This window comes from Tabrizicola sp. (assembly GCF_051645465.1).
Taxonomy (GTDB): Bacteria; Pseudomonadota; Alphaproteobacteria; order Rhodobacterales; family Rhodobacteraceae; genus Tabrizicola.
In genome coordinates this window covers 23930-46503 of the sequence record NZ_JBOFBI010000410.1, presented here as the reverse complement: position 1 = coordinate 46503, position 22574 = coordinate 23930, and the positions used below count along the sequence as shown (strand labels likewise).

Below are 22574 nucleotides of genomic sequence, written 5' to 3'. Positions count from 1 at the left end.
CTCGCTAGCGCCACTCCCGACGAGTGCACGAAGTGCTCGAGGAGGCGTTGACGGGAAAACCCGTGAAGTGTCGTTGTCCGAGCCCGCCCTTGATCGCACTTGCCGGGATCGCCATCTATCGAATTGACATGGCTGAGCTACTTGAGTTCCTCACGCTGATGCTTGCCATGGCGATCTATGGCTCCGAGAAGCATCCCAGGCACCCTGCGATCAGGAACTCGATACGGATCATCGCGTTTGCAGGTTCAGCGGTTGCCCTGGCCATCATGCTGGGGCTGGTGGCCGACATCCGAGTCCCCCTCATAGTGACCGTTCTTTGGGGTTTGGCGGGCCTGATTGTTCTGATGGCAGAGCACGAGCTGGGCGACAAGCGCATTGCCGTTGCAGCCTGGCTGACCGGGGCGGCGCTGCTTGGGGTGGGACTCTGGCAGGGCTTCTAGAATCCAACCCCACCTTCACCCGCGACCCCTATTGTCGCCAGCAAGACAGACGCCCGGTCGGCCCACGGCGCATCTCTCGGGCATGGAACGCTCGCCCGCCCTGACCGGAATCCTCTTCGCCATTGGCGGCACGCTGATCTTTTCCGTCAACGACGTCGCGATCAAGTTCCTGTCGGGCGGCTATGCGCTGCATCAGGTGATCCTGATCCGCGCCTGCGTGGCGTTGACGGTCATCCTGAGTGTCATCGCCGTCTCCGGCACGGGGTTCCGCCAGCTGGTGACCAGTCGGCCCAGGACGCATCTTCTCCGTGTCGTCATCATCATGGTGTCGAACGTGACCTTCTTTCTTGGCCTTGCGGCGATGCCCTTGGCCGATGGCGTTGCGGTGGCTTTCGTCAGCCCGATCGCGGTGACCGTGCTGTCGGTGGTGTTCCTGCACGAGACCGTCGGGCCAAGGCGTTGGGCGGCCGTGATCATTGGGATGATCGGCGTGATCGTCATGCTGCGACCGGGTGCGGGGGTGATCCAGCCGGCGGCTCTGTTGGTGCTGATCTCGGCCATCCTTTATGCTGCCGGGAACCTGCTCTCGCGGCAGATGGGCGGGACAGAAAGCGCCATGACGCTGGGATTCTACGTGAATGTCGGGTTCGTCCTCGTCAGCAGCGTGATGGGGCTTTGGGCCGGCGACGGGCATCTGGCGACCGACGACCCGCTCTGGGGCTTTCTGTTCCGTCCGTGGATCTGGCCGCCGATGGCCGATTGGCCGATCTTCCTGGCCACCGGGCTTTCGGTCAGCATCGGCGGGATGATGATGACACAGGCCTACCGGACCATCGAGGCGGGGCTGGTGGCACCTTTCGAGTATATCGGCATGCCTGCCGCAATCTTCTGGGGGCTGGTCGTCTTCGGCACCTTTCCGGACGCGACAGCCTGGGTCGGGATTGCGCTTATCTGCGGGTCGGGCCTTTATGTGATCTGGCGCGAAACGGTTCGGAAGCGGGAAAGCGATGCAGCCTGAAGCAGTGATCTTCGACATCGGCAATGTGCTGACCCGCTGGCAGCCCGAAGCCTTCTATGACCGGGTGATCGGCGAGGACCGGCGCCGCCGGCTGTTCGCCGAGGTCGACCTGCACGGGATGAACCTGGAGGTCGATGCGGGTGCGCTTTTCCGCGAGACGATCTATGACTGGGCGGACCAGTATCCGCATTGGGCTGTTGAGATCAGGTGGTGGTACGACCGCTGGATCGAGCTTGCCTCACCCCGGATCGAAGGGTCCATCGCGCTGCTGCGGGCGTTGCGGGGCAAGGGTGTGCCGGTCTTCAGCCTGACCAACTTTGGCAGCTACTCCTACGAGGAAGCGCGCGACAAGCTGGACTTCCTGAGCGAGTTCGACCGGGAATATGTCTCGGGCCGGATGGGGGTGATCAAGCCCGACCCGCGCATCTATGCGATGCTCGAAGAGGATTGCGGGATCGCGGCGGATCGGTTGCTCTTCGCTGACGACAAAGCCGAGAACGTCACGGCGGCGGCCCGGCGGGGCTGGCGGACGCATCAGTTTGAAAGCTGGGAGGGCTGGGCCGCGCGCCTGGTTGCGGAAGGCTTGCTCACCAACCAAGAGGCCGGACTATGACCGTCGAGATGATCCCGTTCAGCGCCGAGGCGCATCTGACCTGGGAAGGCCTGACCCAGGCGCTGGAGGCCGGGCACCGCCTGCCGCGCGCGCAGATCGAGGATATCCTGTTCCGGCGCGGGCAGGATGCACTGCTCAGCCGGGTGGCCTGGATCGACGGGCTGGGATCGCTGGTCAAGACCGGGCTGGTAGCACCCGGCAATGCGGCCCTCGGCAAGCCCACGATCAACGGAGCGGTGACCCTGTTCGACGATGTGACGGGCGAGCTGACGGCGCTTCTCGACTTCCATCTGGTGACCAAGTGGAAGACCGCCGGGGACAGCCTTCTGTCGGCCAAGCGGCTGGCGCGGAAGGAGAGCCGGAACATCCTGCTGGTCGGGGCGGGCACAGTGGCGCGCAGCATGGTTCAGGCCTATTCCTCGGTCTTTCCGGGGGCTGAGTTCACGGTCTGGAGCCGGACCCGCGCTTCGGCCGAAGCGATGGGCCTGCCGGTGGCGGATGACCTTGAGGTGGCGGTGCGCAACGCCCACATCATCTGCACTGCGACCATGTCAACCGACCCGCTGATCAAGGGCGACTGGCTGCAGCCCGGCCAGCATCTGGACCTGATCGGGGCCTATGCCCCTGCAATGCACGAGGTCGACAGCAAGGCCATGGCTCGGGCGCGCATCTTCGTCGATGCCCGGGCGACGACGGTGCATCACATCGGCGACCTGATGACGCCGCTGGCCGAGGGCGTGATCACCGCGGCCGACATCATTGCCGATTTCTACGACGATCCAGCGGCGTTTGCGCGTCGGTCGGACGACGAGATCACCATCGCCAAGAATGGCGGCGGGGCGCATCTGGACCTGATGACAGCGACCTATATCTCCGGGGTCTGGGCGGGCCGACCCTAGCAGCCGCTGAGACCGTCCCTATTGAGGACAAGCGCTTCGTGGCGCTTCAGGATTCGGCGGGCAGCGGGGAAAGCGGTGTGGCGATGCAACGCCAACTCGGGGAAGAGGCGGAAAAGCTCCGCGCGCTGTTCTTCGCCGACTTGCGTGAGGGCGTGGTCGCCGGGCAGGAAGCTTTCCGCCCATGCGCCGTTCGCCCGCACGACCTCATGCCGCGAGCACATGAAGTGGATGTAGCTCACCGGCCGCGCCGCGCTTTGGGCGATCCCCGGAACCCCGGCAAGGTGCTTCGCGGCCACAAGGACCTCAGGCTCCTCGAAGTAAAGCTGAGCCCGCCGCGAGCCGACCAGCATCCGGTGGGCGGGGCTGACCAGGAGGTCGCTCTCGGGGAGATTGTCGCCCAGCGATCCGGCCCTGATGACGATGGGCCGGAGGCTCTCGTCCTTCCGCAGCTGCCGCGCCGTCAGGTCGCGCCGACCGATCCAAGCGATCTCTTGCCAGCCGTTGTCGCGGGTCAGCACCCGGTCGCCCTGGCGCAGTTCTTCGACGGGAACCGGACCCCTGACGGTCTCGATCAGCGTGCCTGGGGTGAAGCAGATGACACCCTCGATCTCGGTGAAGGTCAGCGTGCCGATGATGCTGTCAGGATTGGCGCTGTCGCGGAAGACGACCGTCCCGGCCAACGCACCCGGTGTGGTGTCGGAGTAGTTGACCGTGTAGTTGGAGGCCGCAGACAGGTCGAGAACATCATTGTCCGCACCCCCCGCCCCGCCGTCGATCGTCGCCGTGACCGGCCCGCTGACGATGAACGTGTCGCTGTCGTCGTTCCCGTTGATGGAGTCGCCATCCCCGACGAGGATCGTGTCGTTCCCGGCGCCGCCGAAGACGAGATCGGCGCCGTCTCCGCCAACCAGTGTGTCGTTCCCTGCACCGCCGTCGAGCGTGTCGCGTGAGGCACCGCCATCCAGGCTGTCGGCCCCTTCACCACCCGCGAGAACATTGCCGCCGATACCGCCGGTGAGCGTGTCGTCGCCAAGGCCGCCGGTCACGTTCTCGACGCTTATCAGCCTGTCGTTCAATGCATCGCCAAGCGTGCCGCGGTTTGTCGCCAGGCTGACGCTGACCGAACCGGTCGAGCCCGAGTAGTCGGCCGTGTCAATTCCGCCGTTGCCCTGCAGCAAGTCCGCCCCGGTGCCACCCACCAGCGTGTCGTTGCCAGCTCCACCTGTCAGGCTATCGTTGCCGCCGCCGCCCGCCAGCACGTTGTCAAGATCGTTGCCTGTAAGCGTATCGTTGGCCGAGCTGCCCGTCAGGTTTTCGATGCTGATCAGTTGGTCGAATGCAGCGTCTCCGCCACTCGCCGATCCTGTCTGAAGACTGACGGCTACGCCTTGGCTGGACGTCGAGTAGTCCGCGGTGTCGATGCCATTGCCGCCGTTGAGCCTGTCGCCTCCAGTGCCGCCAATCAGCGTGTCATTGCCTTCGCCGCCGACCAGGGAGTCGCCCGACGCCCCGCCGGACAAGCGATCATTCCCGTCGCCGCCCAATAGGGTGTCGGTCGAGGAACTGCCGGTGATCGTGTCGTTGAAGACCGAACCGATCACGACTTCCATTCCGGAGAGAACGTCGCCCTCGGCATCGTCGCCCACGCCTGGCGTCAGGCCGTCGACCGCGACCGAGATTCCGGCCGAAGAGGCGGAGTAGTCGGTGGTGTCAGACCCTGCCCCGCCAACCAGCGTATCCGCACCCGCACCGCCGATCAGCGTGTCGTTGCCGCCGCCGCCTGTCAGAACGTTGCCGAGATCGTCGCCGGTCAGCACATCGGCCACCGTCCCGCCGGTAAGGTTCTCGATGCTGCTGAGAGTGTCGCCCAGTGCATCGCCGCCTGTGGCCGTTCCCGTCGCGAGATTGACAGTCACGCCTTGCGTGTCGGTCGAATAATCGGCGGTATCGGTTCCGCTTCCGCCCCGAAGTTCGTCTGCTCCGGTGCCGCCGATCAGGGTGTCATTGCCCTCACCTCCAGCCAATGTGTCGTCCGATCCGGCGCCGGACAGACGATCATTCCCGTCGCCGCCAACCAGGGAGTCAGCCGAAGCGCTGCCGATGATCGTGTCATTGAAGGCCGAGCCGATCACGGTTTCAATCGCAGAGAGTATGTCGCCCTCTGCGTCGCCGCCCACGCCCGGCGTTAGACCATCCATCGAGATCGAGATTCCGGCCGAAGAAGCGGAATAGTCGGTAAGATCGAAATCGTCTCCGCCGAACAGCGTATCCGCGCCTTCTCCGCCGACCAGAGTGTCTGACCAGCTCCCGCCTTCAATGCTGTCGTTTCCGCCGCCACCGGACAAAAGATCATCGCCGGAAAGACCTATGAAGATGTTGTCAGCGACATCGCCGATGATCGTATCATTGCGGGAACTTCCGATAACGCCTTCAACGCCCGAGAGGGAATCTCCCTCCGCTTCTCCGCCGCTTTCGGCCACGCCATCAGAAAGATCGATATTGACCGCATCAGATTCAGCTTGGACAACATCAAATCCACCGTACTCGACCCAATCGATCCCAGCGCCGCCAACAAACGTGTCCGCTCCGATGCCACCGATCAGTGTATCGTCGCCCCCGGCACCGCTGACTAGGTTGTTGCCTTCACCAACGAAAAACAGATTGGCCGCATCATCGCCGGTCAACGTGTCATTGAAAGCACCGCCGATCAGATTTTCGACACCGCCAAGCGTGTCGCCCTCCGCATCTCCGCCGACGCCCATAGTGCCGTCGAGCGACACATCAACGGCCACTGTCGAACTGCTGTAGTCAGCAGTATCGATGCCGTCTCCTCCCGTCAGCGCATCCGCGCCCTGGCCACCGATCAGGGTGTCGTCGCCCCCGGCCCCTGAAATGCTGTCATCGCCGCCTGCCCCATCCAGCAGGTTGGCCTGCGCATCGCCAGTCAGCGTGTCGTTCTGCGACGAGCCGGTCAGATTTTCGATGCCGCTCAGTGCATCGCCCTCTGCGTCTCCGCCCGCCTCGGCCAGCCCGTCGCCCAGGTTGACATTCACAGCCAGGGCCGAGCCCGAGTAGTCGGCGGTGTCGGTGTCGCCACCGCCCGTCAGCAGGTCCGCCCCGCCGCCACCCTCTAGGACGTTCGCAAACCCGTCCCCCGTCAGCGTGTCGTTCTGCGCTGATCCGGTAAGGTTCTCGATGCCGCTGAGCGTGTCGCCCTCGGCATCGCCGCCCGTCTCGATCAGCCCGTCGGCAAGGTTAACATTCACCGCCAGGGCCGATCCAGAGTAATCGGCTGTGTCGTCGCCGAGATCGCCCACCAGAGTGTCGCTTCCGGCCCCGCCGATCAGAGTGTCGTTGCCCCAGCTTCCTGTCAGCGAGTCATTTCCGTTCCCGCCGTCCAGCGTATCGTTGCCCTGGCTGCCGGTGACTTCATCGCTTCGCAACGTGTCGTTGCCGCCACCCCCTGTGAGAAGGTTGTCACCCTGGTTGCCAGTCAGCCGGTCATTGAAGGACGTGCCAGTCAGGTTCTCGATGTCGCCGAAGTTCGACAAGGTGATGGCTAAAGCCGACGTAACCTGACTGTAGTCCGCCGTATCGATCCCGTCACCACCCGAAAGGAGATTGCCGCTGCTGGGCCGCAGTGTGTCGTTGCCCGCCCCGCCATAAAGCGTGTCCCCAAAGCCGAACGCGGTCAGGAGATCGTTGCCGCTGCCGCCATTCAGGACGTTGATATTGGAGTCTCCGGTCAGGGTGTCGCCGTGGGCACTGCCGATCACATTTTCGATGAACGTGAGCGTGTCGCCCGTGGCGTCACCGCCCGAGGCAGTACCGAGCCTGAGCGAGATATTCACACCAGCGGTCGAGGTGGAGTAGTCCGCAGTGTCTGATCCTTGGCTGCCTTCCAGAAAATCTGCACCGGCACCGCCAACCAGGACGTCGTTGTCGAAGCCACCAAGCAACCTGTTCGCGCCGGCATCGCCGGTAAGCGTATCGTTGAAGGCCGAGCCAGTGATGTTCTCGATCCCGACCAGTGAATCGCCTTGTGCGTGCCCTCCGCTGCCCACCGTTCCGTCAAGGGCAATGCCGACACCGTTGTTCGAAGTGCTGTAGTCCGCCGTGTCGATGCCGTCGCCGCCAACCAGCAGGTCCGCTCCGCCGTTGCCGGTCAGCACGTTGTTTCCTGCGTCCCCGGTGAGCGTATCGTTGAAGGCCGAGCCGACAAGGTTTTCGACGCCGGTCAGCGTGTCGCCTTCCGCACTGCCGCCGGTGTTGGTGCCGATGCCAAGAGTGACGTTAACGCCGCTTGAGGATGTGTTGTAAAAGGCGGTGTCAATGCCCGCCCCGCCGTCGAGGGCGTTTGCCGCGGTATCCCCGATCAGCGTATCGTTGAAGGCCGAGCCGGTGACGTTCTCGATACCGGAAAGAACATCGCCTGCGGCATGCCCGCCACTTTCGGCGGTCAGGTCGGACAGGTTGACGTTCACCGCAGCGTTCGAGGCGCTGTAGTCGGCAGTGTCGGCGCCACTCCCGCCGATCAGCGTGTCGCCCGAGGCCAGTCCCGCAAGCGTGTCATTGCCGTCCCCACCGTCAAGCGTATCCACGCCTGCGGTTCCAATGAGAAGATCGTTGAAGGACGATCCGGCCAGCCGCGTGATCCCCGTCACGATATCGCCTTCGGCATCGCCGCCGGTCTCGGCCAGGCCATCCGACAGGTTCACCTGCACCCCAGCCGATGATCCGCTGTAGTCGACGGCGATTGCGTTCTGCAACGTGTCGGCACCCGCGCCGCCCACTAACGTCCCGCCACCGCTCAGCAGGTCGTTTCCGGCCCCGCCATACAGCGTTGCGCTGGGACCAGTGGCCGTCAGCGTATCGCCGAACGACGTTCCGATGATCCGTTCGATCTGGGTCAGAACGTCGCCATTGGCCTCGCCGCCGGAGCCAAAGATGCTTGATCCGCCTATGACGAACGACACGGCGCTGTCGGCCCCGGAATAGTCAGCTGTGTCGGTTCCCGAACCACCGATGAGCGTGTCGGCCCCCGCTCCTCCGAACAAAGTGTCGTCGCTACCGGCGCCATCGAGGTAATCGGCGCCCTGCCCGCCCGTCAGCGAGTTGATTCCGGCGGTTCCGATCAACGTGTCGCCGAAGTCCGAGCCGACAAGATAAGCGACGCGGGTGAGTGTGTCCCCTTGAGCATCCCCACCACTCTCCGGCGCGCCGTCGCCAAGATTGACGTTCACTCCCGTGGGTGATGTGCTGTAATCGGCTGTTCCGAAATCGAAAATACCACCGTCCAGAACGTCCGCCCCGGCGCCACCGACCAGCTTGGCGCCCCATGCGCCGACCAGCGTGTCGTTGCCGCCGCCGCCGATCAGCAAGTCGCCGGATTGGCCTAAACCGCCGGTCCAGCCGGCTGCGATATAGTTGTCGCCTTCGTCGCCGATCAGGGTATCGCGGAAGTTTCCGCCAACCAGGCTTTCGAAGCCCGAGACCGTATCTCCTTGGGCATACCCGCCGCTTTCGGGCAATCCGTCGCCCAGGTTCACAGCGACGCCGCTCGTCGCGCCTTCGTAGGACAGCAGGTCATTGCCCGCTCCGCCGGTCAGCAGGTCAGCTCCGGTGCCACCGAAGATCGAATCGTTCCCGGCACCGCCATCGATGACGTCATCACCGGTGCCGCCGAACATCAGGTCGGACCCGACGTCGCCGATCATCAGGTCGGCCCCGGCGCCGCCGACAAAGGTATCCGCGCCAGAAGGGCTTGCGCCGCCTATGCCACCCACCAGAGTGTCGTCGCCGTCGCCGCCGGTCAGTGAGTTGGGCCCCCCGACAGAGGTTCCACCCGAGATGCCGACAATCGAATCGTTGAAAGCCGTCCCGATCACGTCGTCGATCTGAAGCAGCACATCGCCTTCGGCATCTCCGCCGGACTCGGGCAAAGCGTCGGACATGTTGATGAAAACTGCCGCGCCGGACTGGCCGTAATCAGCAGTCGCAGCGGACAAGGTCGTCGAGCCGTCCAGAGTATCCGCGCCGGCCCCTCCGACCAGCGTGTCGCGACCGCCGGTTGCGACCAGCGAGTCGTTCCCTTCCAGCCCGACAATGCTGTCATTCCCGCTTGTACCGACCAGCGTGTCGTTGCCCGCCGTACCAATTATCGTCGCCATAGACCTTCGCCATCCCAGCACGTCCACGCACAACCTTGCGTTGCGGGGAGAACGCTCACTCACATCCTAAAAGGACGTCTTATGGGCGAAATTATGGAACTGGAAGGCACCCGCCGGGCACATTGCCGGCCGCGGTGGAAATTTTTCTGCGAGTGCAAGAAATGCCACAGACGGGACTTTGGTCGGAGCGAGAGGATTCGAACCTCCGACCCCCTGCTCCCGAAGCAGGTGCGCTACCAGACTGCGCTACGCTCCGACCGATGCCGCGGGGGTTACCGCGTCCTCCGGGCTTTGGCAAGAGGCGTCACGCCTGATCGCCGGTCCTCTCGAACCGCTTCAGCCAGCTGGAAATCCGGGGCTGGGTGCCGGTATCCATGCGCGAGCGGCTTTCGAGAACCGGGCGGTTCTGGCTGACCGAGGGGGTGCCTTCGCGCAGCACGATGTAGATGCCGGACGCGATGATGACGGCAGAGCCGACTGCGGTGTAAAGGTCCACCGTTTCGTCGAAGAAGAGCCAGCCGTAAAGGGCGGCCCAGATGATCTGGCTGTACTGCATCGGCGCTACGATCACGGCGGGCGCAGTCCGGTAGGCGGCGATGATCCCCAGCGCGCCGAGCATGCCGAGGAAGGCCATGACCGCGGTCAGGCCCAGATGGGTGACCGACATGGGCTGGTAGACGAAGGGAAGGGTCGCGCCCATGGCGAAGAAGGTCAGGACCATGGGGTAGAGCATCAGGACGACCGAGCGTTCCTCGGACCCGATCTTGCGCACGATCACGCTGGTCAAGGCGCCCGTGAAGGCGGCGCCAAGGGCGGCGAGGTGGCCGATGGAGAACCCCTCGCCGCCGCCGGGACGAAGCACGATCATGACGCCGATCAGCCCGACGATGACGGCGATGCCGCGGCGCAGGCCCACCTTTTCGCCCAGCATCGGGATCGCCATCAGGGTGATCAGCAAAGGCATGGCGAAGAAGATTGCGTAGCATTGCGCCAGGGGCAGTTGCGAGAAGGCGAAGAACCCCATCACGCCCGTCGCTACCGCCGACACCGACCGCAGCGCCGACCACCAGGGATGGCGCGGGATCAGCGTCCCGTCGCGCCGGTCGCCCATCAAGAGCATCATGACCAGCGGAAAGCCCATGAGTCCGGAGAAGAACATGATCTGGAACGAGGTATAGGTCGCGCCCAGAAGCTTCACCACTACGTCATGGGTCGCGTAGAGGGCGAAAGCCGCGAGCGAGAAAAGAGCGCCGCGCAAGTTGGGGGACATGAGAGCCGGGTCCGTGAAGATGTGCGGCTACAGAGCCGCGGCTGATTGCGCTATCATCATCGCCCGGAATGGCCTTGGCCACAAGGGCGGCCAAGGTCGATCCGGCGCAGGAACCGTCAGGAATCCGCGCCCTTGCGGCGGAAGCGGTTGAACACCCAGCCCAGAGGCGCGAGCAGCAACACGAACCCGCCCTTTTTCAGGAAAGCCAGCGCCACAGCAATAAGCCCTGCCGCAGCGACTGGATTACCCGAGATCAGACCGCCGACGTCCATTGCGGCGACCTTGTCGGTGTCCGGGTTGAAATCCGCGTAGCGGTTGCCTTCGGTGAAGGTGATCATCTTCAGGATATCCGGCGCCGAGGCCTTCACATCGGCAAGCATCTGCATGTCAGCGATGAAGCTGACCACCAGCACACCCTTCCGGCCAAGCTCGCGGATGTCGTAGTTCAGCGTCTCACCCTCGGTCTGGGCGAACTTCAGCCGCTTGGCCCAGTAGAGCTCGTTCGTCGCGCTGTCGTAGTGCGGCGGCTCGGCCCAACCGAGAAGCGCAATGCTCTCGTAGCCGTTCTCCGCCCGCCATTTGTTTCCCTCGAGCGTGTCGGCTGTCATCTGCGTCAGCATCTCGTTGAAATCGTAGGAAGCGGCGTCCTCATCCGACACGTAGCCCATCGGGTCATAGGTGATCGTCGCGCCCCATGATCCGTTCCATGCCCAGCCGTCGCGAGGGAAGATCATCCCCTCGACGCTTTCGTCTGGCGGGTTGCCCCAAAGCTCCTCAAGCACGAAGCGGGCATCCGCGCTATCCAGGAAGTAGTAGCCATCTGGCACATCGATCGCCGCGATCCCGCCCGACAGGGTGATCTGGCCCTGCTTCAGATCGAACTGGCCAAAGATCGCCCGCTCTTCGTCGTTCATCTGACCGTATTCTTCCGGGAAGAACGTCTGGAACGGCTCGGCCGCGACCGGGCCTGTGAGGCAAAGTGCAAGGCAGACCGTCGCGGGAAGCGGAAGGGAATGAATGAAGCGCAAAACAACCTCCTGTAAGCAGCCGCACGATAGCCGAGGCAATTTGTTTTGCAACTTAAACGCTAGCGTCCAATGCCGCGACAATGGCATCGCCCATCTGGCCGGTCGTGACGGGCTTGCCGCCGTCGGGGCCCATCAGGTCGGCGGTGCGGACGCCATCGGCCAGCACCTTCTCGACCGCCTTTTCGACGCGGGTCGCCTCGTCCCCAAGGTCGAAGCTGTAGCGGAGCGCCATCGCGAAGCTCAGGATGCAGGCGATGGGGTTCGCCTTGCCCTGCCCCGCGATGTCTGGGGCCGAGCCGTGGACGGGCTCGTAAAGTGCCTTCGGGCGGCCGTTGGCCATCGGCACGCCAAGGCTCGCAGACGGCAGCATGCCAAGCGAGCCGGTCAGCATCGCCGCGATGTCCGAAAGAAGATCGCCGAAGAGGTTGTCGGTCACGATGACGTCGAACTGCTTTGGCCACCGGCACAGCTGCATCGCGCCTGCATCGGCGTACATATGCGACAGTTCCACATCCGGATAGTCGCGGTCACGGATCTCCTGCACCACTTCGCGCCAGAGGATGCCCGATTCCATCACATTGGCCTTCTCCATCGAGCAGACCTTCTTCGACCGCTTCCGGGCCAGCTCGAAGGCTGAGCGGGCCACGCGAGCGATCTCGGATTCGGTGTAGCGCTGGGTGTTGATCCCCACGCGTTCGTTGCCTTCCTTGAAGATGCCGCGCGGCTCGCCGAAGTAGACGCCGCTGGTCAGTTCCCGGACGATGACGATGTCCAGACCCGCGACAACCTCGCGCTTCAGCGACGAGAAATCCGCCAACGCGTCAAAGCACTGCGCGGGGCGGAGGTTCGAAAAGAGGTCCATTTCCTTGCGCAAACGCAGGAGACCACGCTCCGGTTTGACGGAAAAGTCCAACTTGTCGTATTTCGGCCCCCCCACGGCGCCCAGGAGAACGGCATCCGCGGCCTGCGCCTTCGCCATCGTATCGTCGTGCAGGGGCGTTCCGTGTTTGTCATAAGCACAGCCGCCGACGAGGTCTTCCGACACGTCGAAATGGACGCCGCGCCTGGCACCCATCCAGGCGATGATCTTCTTGACCTCGGCCATGACTTCCGGGCCGATGCCGTCGCCGGCGAGGATGAGGAGGGAGGGATTGGCCACGCGCGGTCTCCTGCAGGAATGACCCGGACCGCCTAGCCCCTTGGCCCCCGGTGGTCAAGCCGGGAAGCCGCCCGCCAGCGCATCCCACACCCGGCGCAGGCGGGGCGACTGGCGCAGATGCGGCGCGGCGGTCAGCCAGACGGGCAGGCTTGGCAGGTCGGGAATAAGGTCGATCCTCTCCAGCACGGGGTCGTCGTCGGCGATCCTTCTCAGGATGCCGCCGACCCCGCAGCCGGCGCGGATCAGCGAGACATAGACCAAGGGGTCGTCGCAGCGCACCGGAAAGAAGCTGCGGTTGACCGGAAAGCCCAACTTGGTCATGACCCGGATGATCTGGTCAGACCGGTCCTGCCCCACGAAATCGAGCTGGATGAGGTCTTCAAGGGTGGCGGGTCTTCCCCTTCGGTCAAGGTAGGACTTCGCCGCATAAAGGCCCAGGGACAGGTCGGCCACATGCCGGGCGACAAGGTCAGCTTGCGTGGGGCGGTACATCCGCAGCGCAATGTCCGCCTCGCCGAAGAGCAGGTTTTCCGAGGTGTCGGACGGGATCAAGTCGATCTCGATCCCCGGTTCTTCTGCCCGGAGGCGGGCGAGGATTGGCGGCAGGATGGTCAGCGACACGACCCGGCTGGCCGTGATCCTGACGGTGCCCTCGATCCCCTTGGCACGGCCCTTGGCGGTAAGCGCCAGGTCCGCCGCTGCCGCTTGCATCGCACGGGCCGCGGGCAGCAGCGCCTGTCCGGCATCGGTCAGGACCAGACCTTGCGCGATGCGGGTGAAAAGCGGCACCTCCAGCGCCGCCTCGGCCGCCTGGACATGGCGACCCAGGGTCGGCTGGCTGATCCCCGTGGCGCGGGCGGCAGCGGAAAGCGACCCCGCCTCGGCCACGGCAAGGAACGAACGGATGAGCGACCAGTCGAGCTTTTCCATTCAATAATGAATATCCGCTTCGCGCTTTCATGCAATTCCTTATTCGCCGTGCTTCACCGATATACGTCGGGAAGGAGTACCGGACATGGCACAGACAGCATTGGTTCTTGGCTCTTCAGGCGGGTTCGGAGGGCAGGCGGCGTTGGCGCTGCAGGCGGCGGGCTGGAGGGTCAGCCGTTACAAGCGTGGTACCGACATGGCGGCGGCGGCCAAGGGGGCGCAGCTGATCGTCAACGGGCTTAATCCGCCCGCCTACCACAACTGGGACAAGCTGATCCCCGAGATTACCGCCTCGGTCATCGCGGCGGGGCGGGCCAGCGGGGCCACTGTTCTGGTGCCGGGCAACGTCTATCCCTACGGTAAAGAGCCGGGGCCCTGGGGGCCGGACACGCCGCACCGCCCGGTCAGCCGCAAGGGTCGCATCAGGGCCGTGATGGAGGAAAGCTACCGCACGGCCGCAGAAAGCGGCGGGCCGCGCGTCATCCTGCTGCGGGGCGGAGACTTCCTCTTGCCGGAGGCGCCGCAGATGCCGATGAACCGGATGATCCTGGCGAAGGCCGCGAAGGGGCGGATTACGGCGTTGGGCGACCCCGACGCACTACACGCCTACGCCTACCTGCCCGACATGGCGCGGGCGGCGGTTGGCTTGGTAGAGCTTGGCGACAAGCTGCCCGCCTACGCCGACATCCCCTTTGCCGGGCATGCCTTTACGGTGAACGATCTTGCGGACCGGGTTGCGCGGCTGTCCGGTCGCCCGACGAAAGTGCGGCGCTTTCCCTTATGGTTCTTCGCCCTCGCCAGCCCGTTCTGGGAGCTTGCGCGCGAGCTGCGCGAGATGCTGTATCTCTCCAGCTATCCGCACCAGCTTGACCCCGCCCCGTTGCGCCGCTGGCTTCCGGACTACCGCGATACGGCCCTGGATGAGGTGATCATGCTCCACCTGCGGGCGCTTGGGATCAGGGCAGCGTGACGTCGACCCAGACCGGGAAATGGCGGGAGGCGGCGGCAAGGTCTGCGGAAAGCGGGGCGTTCTCGGCGGGCCAAAGCACGCCAGCCCCGGCGACGGCAAGCCCGGCCTGGGGCAGCACATAGTCCAGCCGGAGGCCGCCGATCTTGTCATAAAGCGCTGTGTCCAGGCCAGGCTTGCCGTGATGGGCGGGCTCGGTCCGGCCATGGGCGCCCTGGGGGGCGGGATCCTGCAGCGCGGGGTGGGTGAGGAGGGCAGCCATCCCCTCGCGCAGGCCGTCGCCGTCGGCGGGGTCAAGGTTGCCGTCGCCGAGAAGGACGAACGGACCCGCGGTCGGCTGCATGGGAAGGGAGCCGTCGAGGAAGAGGCGCCAGAAGGCAGCCTCGTCATGGTTGCGCTTGCCGTTCCGGTCCTCCGGCCCGTCGAAGACCGGCGGTGTCGCGTGCCAGGCCAGAAGGTGGAGCAGGCCACTATCGGTCACGACTGGTACATCCCAGAAGCCGGTCGTTGCCAGCCGTTGGACTTCCAGGAGCTTTGGTTCCATCCCCTCGGGCAGCATGGCGCCCGGCAGGTCCTCCCAAAGGAGATCCGAAAAGTCGCGCGAGGCCGCCTCATCAAGCGGAAGGCGCGACAGGACGGCCATCCCGCCCTGGCCCGAGAAAAGCCCGAAGCCCTGGGCATCGCGGGGGTCGCCGATCCGGCCATTCCCGTCGACATCGAAGCCGGTCTGCATCCCGGTGTTGGGGCGGAAGGCCAAGCGGTGGGGATAGTCGATCCCCGCCGCAGCCAGATCTTCCGCCAGCAGCCGCAGCGCCACCCCTCCCCGGTCATAGTCGACCGATGTCAGCAGGATCACATCCGCCTCAAGCGCCACCATGACCCGCACGATTGCCGCAACCTGCGGGTCCTCGCCCGAGGCCAGGTCCTTGACCAGAAGGCCCGGCCCGATCCGGTCGAGGCCCACATTCCAGGTCGCAATGCGCAGGGTTTCGGCCTGGGCCGGCGCGGCGGCAAGAAGCGCCAGAACGGGAAGGCGCAGCGGTGGGATCAGAGATCTTCGTCCTCGTCGTCGTCGCGGTCGAGCTTGCCGGGCTCGATCGCGCCCAGGACCGCAAGCTTGGCAGCCCGCTTGATCCGGATCATGTCGGCAATCCGCGCCATCGCGACCGCCCGCATGATCAGGGCCGCAGGCAGGTAGGCCCAAAGCGCCATGGTCCAGATCAGCGTCTGGGGCGAGGTCAGCGTCTCGGCCGGGATGCCCGTTGTCAGCACCGCGACAAGGGCGGGAATGACGAAGGGCAACAGGAACCCGACCGTCAGGTTGGCGTAGGAATCGCGGACCAGCCGGTCGACGACATCACCCCCGGCGGTCGGCTCGAAAGTGGGAAGGTTCACCCAGACGTTGAACGCGCTTTTCGTCGACGGCCAGCCGACCAGCTTCAGCACGATGACGAAAATCCCAAGCGAGAACAGCGAGATCAGATAGGCGGCCCCGGCAGCCACCTTGACCAGAACGATCTGGCTTGCCGTCGCCCCGTCCGCCAGCATGTAGCTGGCCAGACGGACCGGCGAGTAGGGGAAATCGAGCGCCGCGCCGATGACCAGCCCGATCGCGAAAAAGAGCCGTGAGACCGTGGTCGAAACCTCCTGATCGGCCGCGATGACCGACAGGAAGATGACGATCGTCAGCATCATCAGATAGCGGACCCGGTTGTAGGGCGCGCCGTCGCGGAATTCGATCAGGCTGGGGTAGACGGCGTTGTATTCGAAGAACACCAGCGCGCCCCCGAAAAGCGCGATAAGGGCGACGATCTGCTTGGTATCCGAGCCGATGCCGGGAAGGATGACCGAGGGCATCACGATCACGACCATCACAAGGAAGGCGCGCACACCAGCAGCGACCGCCCGCGAAAGCCACGTCCGCGCCCATCCGTCCGTCGAGATGACAGAGGTCAGCCGCAGCTTGCTGCGCAGCGCTTCGATCCATGCGGTGCCGTTTGCCACAATTCCGCCCAATTCCGCACCGTTCTTAGCCGAGTCGTGTCTACTGCCCTCAAATAGCCCAAGATTTGTGGCCATTTCAGGGTCAGTCTGGGCCCAATAGGCGGCGTCGTACAGATTATCCGCACAATCGGCTTAAACCCGCCGCCCCATCAGTTTTCGCGGAAGGCGAGGGCGAAGTAGTCGGTGAAGGGCTTGACCAGATAGGCGAGCGGCGTTCTCCGCCCGGTTTCCATGAAGACCTCGACCGGCATGCCAGGCAGAATCGCGCGCGCGCCAAGGCGGGCCTCTTCGCCCGCATCGAGCTCAAGTTCTGCCGTGAAATAGGTCGCACCCGTCTCTGAATCCGTCAGCGCATCGGCCGAAACCAGCGTGACATGCCCCTTCAGGTGCGGTGTGTCCCGCGCAGAGAAGGCCGAGAACACCAGTTCGGCCGGCTGCCCCGGCGCGACCTCGTCGATGTGGATCGGCGCGATGCGGGCGGTCACCACCAGCGGCCGGTCCTGCGGGATCACGAACAGCACCGGATCGGCCGGGCGGAGCACCGCCTGCGGCGTCGTCACCTGCAGCCCAAGCACGATGCCCGAAACCGGGGCGCGGATCTCCAGCCGGTCAATCCGTTCGGTCAGGGCCCGGCGGCGCTCGGCCAGCTCAAGGATCATGGGGCCGATCTGGCGAAGCTCGGTCGCGGCCTCTTCACGGCGCTGGGTGACAAGGCTCGATATCTCGATCTCGATCTCGGTGATCTGTCCTTGGGTCCTGGCAAGCTCGGCGGCAAGCTCTCCCAGTTGCCCCTCAAGCCGGGCCTCTTCGCGCTGCAGCGCTAGAACCGTCCCGGCCTGCGTCAGGCCCTTGTCACGCAGGCTTTGCTGGGCCCGAAGCTCTTCCCTGATCAGCTCCAGCTGCCTTGCAAGCGCAGTGCTTTGCGCCGAGATGCCGCCCGCCTGCGAGGTGATCTGGTCGATGCGCCGGGACAGAAGCTCCCGCTTCTCGGCCAAAGTGGCACGGCGGGCATCGAAAAGGCGCCGCTGGCCTTCCAGCTGCGCCTCCACGTCCGGCGAGGTCCGGGCAAGCGCCAGTATCTCATCCGGGAAGGTCAGTTCGGTGGCTTCGTCCCGTTCGGCCACCAGCCGGGCAGAGCGGCCCGTCAGCTCGGACAGCTGTCCTTCGACGATTGTCAGTTCCGAACGCAGCGCCGCGCCGTCAAGCCGGATCAGCGGATCGCCCGCCGAGACACGCGCGCCCTCGGCGACCAGGATAGCCTCGACCACGCCACCGTCCGGATGCTGGACGATCTGGCGGTCCCTCTCGACCTCGACCTGGCCTTGCGCCACGACCGCGCCCGAGATCTTCGTCAGCGTGGCCCAAAGGCCAAACCCCAGCACCAGCGCCAGGATCGCGATGAAGCCCAAAGCCACGGGCCGCCGCACGGAAAGCGAGGCCCCGGTCATGCCACACCTGCGGGCGAGGAGGAACGGGCAATGTCACCGGCATTCCTGATGGTTTGCCGCAGCACAGTATCGCGCGGGCCGAAGGCCGAGACAGCGCCATTCTGCAGGACCAGCAGCAGATCGCATTCCTGAATGGCCGCCGGGCGGTGGGCCATGATCAGGACCGCAGCCTCCCGCTCTTTCGCGGCGCGGATGGCCTGGTTCAGCGCAGTCGATCCGTCGTTGTCGAGGTTCGAGTTTGGCTCATCCAGGATCAGAAGAACCGGATCGCCATAAAGCGCCCGTGCGAGGCCGATGCGCTGGATTTGCCCGCCCGAGAGGCGGCTGCCCAGGGTCGAGACCCTGGTGTCGTAGCCGTCGGGCAGCTTCAGGATCATGTCATGCGCCGCGGCACTGCGGGCGGCAGCGACAATCCTTGCCGGATCGGCGCCGGTCTGCAGGCGGGCGATGTTCTCGGCAATCGTGCCGTCGAACAGCGTCACCCGCTGGGGCAGATAGCCGATGTAGCTCCCAAGCGTGTCCGGGTCATACTGGTCCAGCGTCGCGCCATCCAGCCTGACCTGCCCGGTCGAGGGGCGCCAGACCCCCGTCAATGCCCGGGCGAGCGAGGACTTGCCCGAGCCCGACGTCCCGATCACGCCGATCGCCTGGCCCGGTGACAAGCGAAAGCTGACATCGCGCAGGACCGGCGCCGTCCCGCCGGGCGGCACGACCGACAGGCTCCGCACCTCCAGAAGCGCCTTCGGGCGGGGAAGTTCGGTCCTTGGCGGCAAGGGCGGACTCCCGGCCAGAAGCTCTGCCAGCCGGGCCTTCGCCTGACGGGCGCGTGTTACCACGGGCCACTGGCCCACGGCCTGTTCGACGGGCTGCAGGGCACGTCCCATCAGGATCGACGCGGCGATCATCGCACCCGCCGACAGTTCCTGCCGCAGGACCAGCCAGGCCGCGAGCCCAAGCATCGCCGACTGGAGAAAGAGCCGCAGAGTCTTGATCGTTACCGAGTAGCCCCCGTTCGTGTCCGCCGCCACAAGCCCCAGGCCAAGCGCCCTGTCGCGGTAGACCCGCAGACGGGCAAAGGCGCCCGCGCCCATCCCCAGTGCCTCGACAAGCTCGGCCTCGGATTTCAGGTTCTCGGCCTGCCGCTCCGCTGTCAGCGACGCTGCATGGGCCGCCTTGATCGGGTCCTCGGTGCGCCGCTGGTTCATCCAGCTCAAGCCCACGATGATCACGCCGCCGCCGAGGGCAAGGCAGCCAAGCCAGGGGTGGAAGATGAAGATCGCCGCCAGGAAGACCGGCGTCCAGGGCGCATCGAAGATCGCAAGCAGGACGGGCGAGGCCCAGAACCGGGCGATCGCATCAAGATCCTGCTGGGCGGCCAGGGCCACGGGGTCTTGCGGGGCGACGGTCAGGCGGCGGAAGGCCGCAGACAGGACACGCTGGTCAAGCGTCTGCTGCAGCCGGGCACCCACCCTGGCCATGATCCGGCCGCGGGCATGGTCGAGAACCCCCATGATCACGAAGAGAAACGCGATGAGGATCGTCAGCGCCAGAAGCGTCGCCTCCGACCGGGACACCAGAACGCGGTCATAGACCTGCAGCATGTAAAGCGGCGCGCTCAGCATCAGAAGATTGACGAAGGACGAAAAGACAAACGCCGCAAGCAATGCCCGGCGTGAGAGGGCGCGTGCCGCCGCAAGCTCGGAAAAGCCGCCACTCAGGTCAGTCGACTGTTTCACCTGGTCCGCCATCGTTCCTTCCTTGGCGTGTTCCTGCCATCTGCCACATGTTGACAACTATTGGCCGTTGTCTCGGGCAAGTGAGGGTCTTATGCCTTGCCAACGGCCACTTAGGGCTATCCTTTGTCAAGCCGTGACCGGACACTAGGGATATGGTTCTGAAAATTCGGTGTATATCGGGGCGAGTCTTGCGCTTTTCGGCCCCCCTTCTGGCCGCGGGGCTGCTGTCGGCCTGTGCCGGCGGTCCCGCCCCCAGCGGAATCAATGACCCGTTCGAACCCACGAACCGCCAGATCCACGCCTTCAACAAGGGTGTCGACCGGGCGCTTGTCGGACCGGCCTCGAAGGGCTTCGGCGTGGTCCCCGAGCCTGCGAAGCGCGTGGTCGGCAATCTGGCCGACACGCTCGACCTGCCGGGCGATATCGCGAACAACCTTCTCCAGTTCCGGCTGGCCGACGCCGGACAGAACACGCTGCGCCTTGGCGTGAACCTGACCTTCGGGGTCGGGGGCCTCTTCGATTTCTCCTCGGCTCTCGGGCTTGAAGGCCAGCCCACCGACTTTGGCGAGACGCTGCATGTCTGGGGCGTCGGCGAAGGCCCGTATCTGGAGCTGCCGCTGGTCGGGTCATCGACCACGCGCGACGCTGTGGGCATGGTTGTCGATGTGGCGCTGGACCCGGTCCGCAACATCCTCCCCGACGACGAGGCCACCGCCGCGACGGTCATCCGCATCCTCTCACGCCTTGGTGATCGCGACCGCTTCTCGGACACGGTAGACTCCATCCTATATGAAAGCGCAGACAGCTATGCCCAGGCGCGGCTTCTCTACCTGCAGAACCGGCGCTTCGAGCTCGGTCAGGAGGCCGGAGCGACCGACGGGGCTGGCGCAAGCGACGACGATTTCATCGACCCCTACGAGGACCCCTATGCCGAGTGACATCACCCTTTCGCGCCGCGGCTTTGCGGCTGGACTCGCTGCCGGGGTTGCCCTGGCCGCCCTGCCGAACGCCGCAGCTGCCCTGACGGCCGACGCGGCAAAGGCGCTGGTCGACAAGACCGTCGCGGACATCAACGGGATCATCAGTTCCGGCGCGTCGGAAAAGGCGATGCTGCGCGATTTCGAGAAGCTCTTCGTCCGCTACGCCGATGTGCCGACCATCGCCCGCTCGGTGCTTGGCCCGGCGGCACGCGAGGCGTCAAACGGCCAGCTTTCCAGCTATACCAAGGCCTTCCAGGGCTACATCGCCCGCAAATACGGCCGCCGCTTCCGCGAATTCATCGGCGGTCGGATCGAGGTGGCCGAAGCCCGCGCGGTGAAAAGCTACTACGAGGTGATCTCCACCGCGATCCTGCAGGGCGAGGCGCCGTTCGAAGTGCGCTGGCACGTCTCGGACAAGTCGGGCAAGAGCCTCTTCTTCAACATCATCATCGAAGGCGTGAACATGCTGGCCTCCGAGCGCACCGAAATGGGCGCTTTGCTGGACCAGCGCGGGGGCGACCTCGACCAGCTGATCGCCGATCTGAAGACGCTCTGACGCAAGGGCGGGCACGACGACCACGCCTCCTCGTGCACTTCGTGTTCTCGTCGGCTTGCGCCAGGCGAGGAGTGCACGAAGTGCATCGACGAGCGGTCCCGAACGCGCCTGATCCAGAACTATAGCCCGATGAGCCGGGGCAAGTCCTCCATCCGGTGAAAGAGCGGCACGCCCAGCGCCGTCAGCTGCCGCGCCGTCGGCGTCTCAGGCCCATGCGCCGCGAAGCCGAGGCATGGAATCCCCGCCGCAAGCGCCGCCCTCGCGCCCGAGGCGCTGTCCTCCACCACTACGCAAGCCGCAGGCTCCACCCCGCAAGCCGCCGCTGCCGCAAGGTAGACGTCCGGCGCAGGCTTCGGCCTACCGATCGCCTGCCCCGACAGCACCGCCCGGAACCGGCCCTTCAGCCCATGCTGGCCGAGCGTGATCTCCATCTTCTCCAGCGACCCGTTCGACCCCATCGCATAGGGAATCCCTTCCCGGTCCAGCCGGTCCAGCACCTCGACCGCCCCTTCCACCAAAGGCACCCCGGCGGCCAGCATCGCGTACATGCGCTGATAAAAATCGCCGACCCAGGTCTCCGGCAACGTCGCCCCTGCCGCCCTTGCCCGGACCGCCACGGTTTCGACCGTGCTGCCGATGAACTCCGCCTCAAGCCGTTCCAGCGTCATCGGCAACCCATGCGCCGCGAACTCCTCGAGGAACAGCGCATAGGTCGGCCCCTCGCTGTCGACGATCACCCCGTCGCAGTCGAACAGAACGGCGGCGGGGCGGGTCATTTGGCGACCCTCAACAGGGTCACAAAGGTATCTCCATACTTTCGCTGATCCACCTGCTCAAACCCCTCCGGCACTCTAGGCGCTGCCCCCTCCTCCCACACAACCATCGCCCCCGGGGCCAGCCAGCCGCCTTGAAGCGCCGCCGTCAAAGCCGCCTCACCCAACCCCTTCGCATAGGGCGGGTCAAGGAAGGCCAGCGTAAAGGGAGCGCCCCCATTCATCCCCAGCCGAGTTGCGTTTTGACGAATAATCAGGGTCTCACCCTCCGCCCGCATCTTCGCGATGTTCGATTTCATCAAGGCCAGCGCCTTCCCACCGTCATCGACGAAGCACACCTCCGCCGCCCCCCGGCTCAAAGCCTCCAGCCCCAGCGCCCCGGTCCCCGCGAAAAGATCCAGCACCCGGGCGCCAGCAACCGGATTGCCATGGCCCCCGTTGATCAGCAGGTTGAAGATCGCCTCGCGCACCCGGTCCGACGTCGGCCGCAGATGCGCCGCCACATCCCCCTCGCCCACCTCCGCCAGCTTCAGGCCCCTCCGGCTACCGCCAATGATCCGCATTCCGTGCTCCGCGACTCCCC

General features: G+C 65.2%; 18 protein-coding genes and 1 tRNA gene. 7 read left to right on the top strand and 12 right to left on the bottom strand.

What is annotated here, in order from left to right; all coding sequences use genetic code 11:
- The first annotated feature begins 89 nt into the window (after window positions 1–89).
- The 4 genes from ACRCSW_RS24990 to ACRCSW_RS24975 all read left to right on the top strand — a co-directional run bounded on the left by ACRCSW_RS24990 (window position 90) and on the right by ACRCSW_RS24975 (window position 2970).
- Window positions 90–440 carry a hypothetical protein gene (locus tag ACRCSW_RS24990; RefSeq protein WP_438708359.1) on the top strand — a complete coding sequence of 117 codons (351 nt, stop codon included), beginning with the start codon at window positions 90–92 and terminating at the stop codon, window positions 438–440.
- Between the two features lie 82 nt (window positions 441–522).
- Window positions 523–1458 carry a DMT family transporter gene (locus ACRCSW_RS24985; RefSeq protein ID WP_438708358.1) on the top strand — a complete coding sequence of 312 codons (936 nt, stop codon included), beginning with the start codon at window positions 523–525 and terminating at the stop codon, window positions 1456–1458.
- Complete coding sequence (locus ACRCSW_RS24980) at window positions 1448–2071, top strand: HAD family hydrolase (RefSeq protein ID WP_438708357.1); 624 nt, start codon at window positions 1448–1450, stop codon at window positions 2069–2071. The genes ACRCSW_RS24985 and ACRCSW_RS24980 overlap by 11 nt, the downstream gene beginning before the upstream one ends.
- Entirely contained in the window at window positions 2068–2970 is a 903-nt protein-coding gene (locus ACRCSW_RS24975) for an ornithine cyclodeaminase family protein (RefSeq protein WP_438708356.1), read from the top strand. The genes ACRCSW_RS24980 and ACRCSW_RS24975 overlap by 4 nt, the downstream gene beginning before the upstream one ends.
- Here the strand turns inward: ACRCSW_RS24975 and ACRCSW_RS24970 are convergent.
- The 6 genes from ACRCSW_RS24970 to ACRCSW_RS24945 form a co-directional block, all read right to left on the bottom strand.
- Window positions 2967–9140 (bottom strand): Hint domain-containing protein, encoded by a 6174-nt coding sequence (locus ACRCSW_RS24970; protein ID WP_438708355.1) that lies wholly within the window; start codon window positions 9138–9140, stop codon window positions 2967–2969. The two genes, ACRCSW_RS24975 and ACRCSW_RS24970, sit on opposite strands and share 4 nt — an antisense overlap.
- A gap of 179 nt (window positions 9141–9319) precedes the next feature.
- A tRNA-Pro gene (locus ACRCSW_RS24965) sits at window positions 9320–9396 on the bottom strand.
- 48 nt (window positions 9397–9444) lie between these two features.
- Entirely contained in the window at window positions 9445–10410 is a 966-nt protein-coding gene (locus tag ACRCSW_RS24960; protein ID WP_438708354.1) for a DMT family transporter, read from the bottom strand.
- 116 nt (window positions 10411–10526) lie between these two features.
- Window positions 10527–11438 (bottom strand): DUF2167 domain-containing protein, encoded by a 912-nt coding sequence (locus ACRCSW_RS24955; protein ID WP_438708353.1) that lies wholly within the window; start codon window positions 11436–11438, stop codon window positions 10527–10529.
- A gap of 52 nt (window positions 11439–11490) precedes the next feature.
- On the bottom strand, window positions 11491–12597 hold the full coding sequence (gene leuB / locus ACRCSW_RS24950) for a 3-isopropylmalate dehydrogenase (protein ID WP_438708352.1): 1107 nt from the start codon (window positions 12595–12597) through the stop codon (window positions 11491–11493).
- Between the two features lie 54 nt (window positions 12598–12651).
- A complete protein-coding gene (locus ACRCSW_RS24945) occupies window positions 12652–13527 on the bottom strand; it encodes a LysR family transcriptional regulator (protein WP_438708351.1) in 876 nt (291 codons plus the stop codon).
- A gap of 85 nt (window positions 13528–13612) precedes the next feature.
- Between ACRCSW_RS24945 and ACRCSW_RS24940 the strand changes: the two genes are divergently transcribed.
- Complete coding sequence (locus tag ACRCSW_RS24940) at window positions 13613–14497, top strand: epimerase (protein WP_438708350.1); 885 nt, start codon at window positions 13613–13615, stop codon at window positions 14495–14497.
- Here ACRCSW_RS24940 and ACRCSW_RS24935 read toward each other — a convergent pair.
- From ACRCSW_RS24935 to ACRCSW_RS24920, 4 genes are all read right to left on the bottom strand, one after another.
- A complete protein-coding gene (locus tag ACRCSW_RS24935; protein ID WP_438708349.1) occupies window positions 14484–15458 on the bottom strand; it encodes an endonuclease/exonuclease/phosphatase family protein in 975 nt (324 codons plus the stop codon). The two genes, ACRCSW_RS24940 and ACRCSW_RS24935, sit on opposite strands and share 14 nt — an antisense overlap.
- Window positions 15459–15541: 83 nt before the next feature.
- Window positions 15542–16498 carry a hypothetical protein gene (locus ACRCSW_RS24930; RefSeq protein WP_438708348.1) on the bottom strand — a complete coding sequence of 319 codons (957 nt, stop codon included), beginning with the start codon at window positions 16496–16498 and terminating at the stop codon, window positions 15542–15544.
- A gap of 149 nt (window positions 16499–16647) precedes the next feature.
- Window positions 16648–17946, bottom strand: coding sequence for an HlyD family type I secretion periplasmic adaptor subunit (locus ACRCSW_RS24925; RefSeq protein WP_438708347.1), 1299 nt, complete (start codon window positions 17944–17946; stop codon window positions 16648–16650).
- On the bottom strand, window positions 17943–19694 hold the full coding sequence (locus tag ACRCSW_RS24920) for a type I secretion system permease/ATPase (protein WP_438708346.1): 1752 nt from the start codon (window positions 19692–19694) through the stop codon (window positions 17943–17945). Before ACRCSW_RS24920 ends, ACRCSW_RS24925 begins: the two co-directional genes overlap by 4 nt.
- Before the next feature lie 176 nt (window positions 19695–19870).
- Between ACRCSW_RS24920 and ACRCSW_RS24915 the strand changes: the two genes are divergently transcribed.
- Together ACRCSW_RS24915 and ACRCSW_RS24910 are read left to right on the top strand one after the other, a co-directional pair.
- On the top strand, window positions 19871–20620 hold the full coding sequence (locus ACRCSW_RS24915) for an MlaA family lipoprotein (RefSeq protein WP_438708345.1): 750 nt from the start codon (window positions 19871–19873) through the stop codon (window positions 20618–20620).
- Complete coding sequence (locus ACRCSW_RS24910) at window positions 20610–21218, top strand: MlaC/ttg2D family ABC transporter substrate-binding protein (protein WP_438708344.1); 609 nt, start codon at window positions 20610–20612, stop codon at window positions 21216–21218. The genes ACRCSW_RS24915 and ACRCSW_RS24910 overlap by 11 nt, the downstream gene beginning before the upstream one ends.
- A gap of 119 nt (window positions 21219–21337) precedes the next feature.
- On the opposite strand, the gene ACRCSW_RS24905 is transcribed toward ACRCSW_RS24910, so the two are convergent.
- Entirely contained in the window at window positions 21338–21994 is a 657-nt protein-coding gene (locus ACRCSW_RS24905) for an HAD family hydrolase (protein WP_438708343.1), read from the bottom strand.
- Entirely contained in the window at window positions 21991–22554 is a 564-nt protein-coding gene (rsmD, locus tag ACRCSW_RS24900; RefSeq protein WP_438708342.1) for a 16S rRNA (guanine(966)-N(2))-methyltransferase RsmD, read from the bottom strand. The genes ACRCSW_RS24905 and rsmD overlap by 4 nt, the downstream gene beginning before the upstream one ends.
- Window positions 22555–22574: the final 20 nt, after the last annotated feature.

What these genes read in the sequence shown, in the direction of transcription:
- ACRCSW_RS24925 (WP_438708347.1), bottom strand. Translation starts at nt 17,946, where the DNA reads ATGACCGGGGCCTCGCTTTCCGTGCGGCGGCCCGTGGCTTTGGGCTTC.
- ACRCSW_RS24970 (WP_438708355.1), bottom strand. Translation starts at nt 9,140, where the DNA reads ATGGCGACGATAATTGGTACGGCGGGCAACGACACGCTGGTCGGTACA.
- ACRCSW_RS24945 (WP_438708351.1), bottom strand. Translation starts at nt 13,527, where the DNA reads ATGGAAAAGCTCGACTGGTCGCTCATCCGTTCGTTCCTTGCCGTGGCC.
- ACRCSW_RS24910 (WP_438708344.1), top strand. Translation starts at nt 20,610, where the DNA reads ATGCCGAGTGACATCACCCTTTCGCGCCGCGGCTTTGCGGCTGGACTC.
- rsmD (WP_438708342.1), bottom strand. Translation starts at nt 22,554, where the DNA reads ATGCGGATCATTGGCGGTAGCCGGAGGGGCCTGAAGCTGGCGGAGGTG.
- ACRCSW_RS24940 (WP_438708350.1), top strand. Translation starts at nt 13,613, where the DNA reads ATGGCACAGACAGCATTGGTTCTTGGCTCTTCAGGCGGGTTCGGAGGG.
- ACRCSW_RS24975 (WP_438708356.1), top strand. Translation starts at nt 2,068, where the DNA reads ATGACCGTCGAGATGATCCCGTTCAGCGCCGAGGCGCATCTGACCTGG.
- ACRCSW_RS24905 (WP_438708343.1), bottom strand. Translation starts at nt 21,994, where the DNA reads ATGACCCGCCCCGCCGCCGTTCTGTTCGACTGCGACGGGGTGATCGTC.
- ACRCSW_RS24920 (WP_438708346.1), bottom strand. Translation starts at nt 19,694, where the DNA reads ATGGCGGACCAGGTGAAACAGTCGACTGACCTGAGTGGCGGCTTTTCC.
- ACRCSW_RS24960 (WP_438708354.1), bottom strand. Translation starts at nt 10,410, where the DNA reads ATGTCCCCCAACTTGCGCGGCGCTCTTTTCTCGCTCGCGGCTTTCGCC.
- ACRCSW_RS24985 (WP_438708358.1), top strand. Translation starts at nt 523, where the DNA reads ATGGAACGCTCGCCCGCCCTGACCGGAATCCTCTTCGCCATTGGCGGC.
- ACRCSW_RS24980 (WP_438708357.1), top strand. Translation starts at nt 1,448, where the DNA reads ATGCAGCCTGAAGCAGTGATCTTCGACATCGGCAATGTGCTGACCCGC.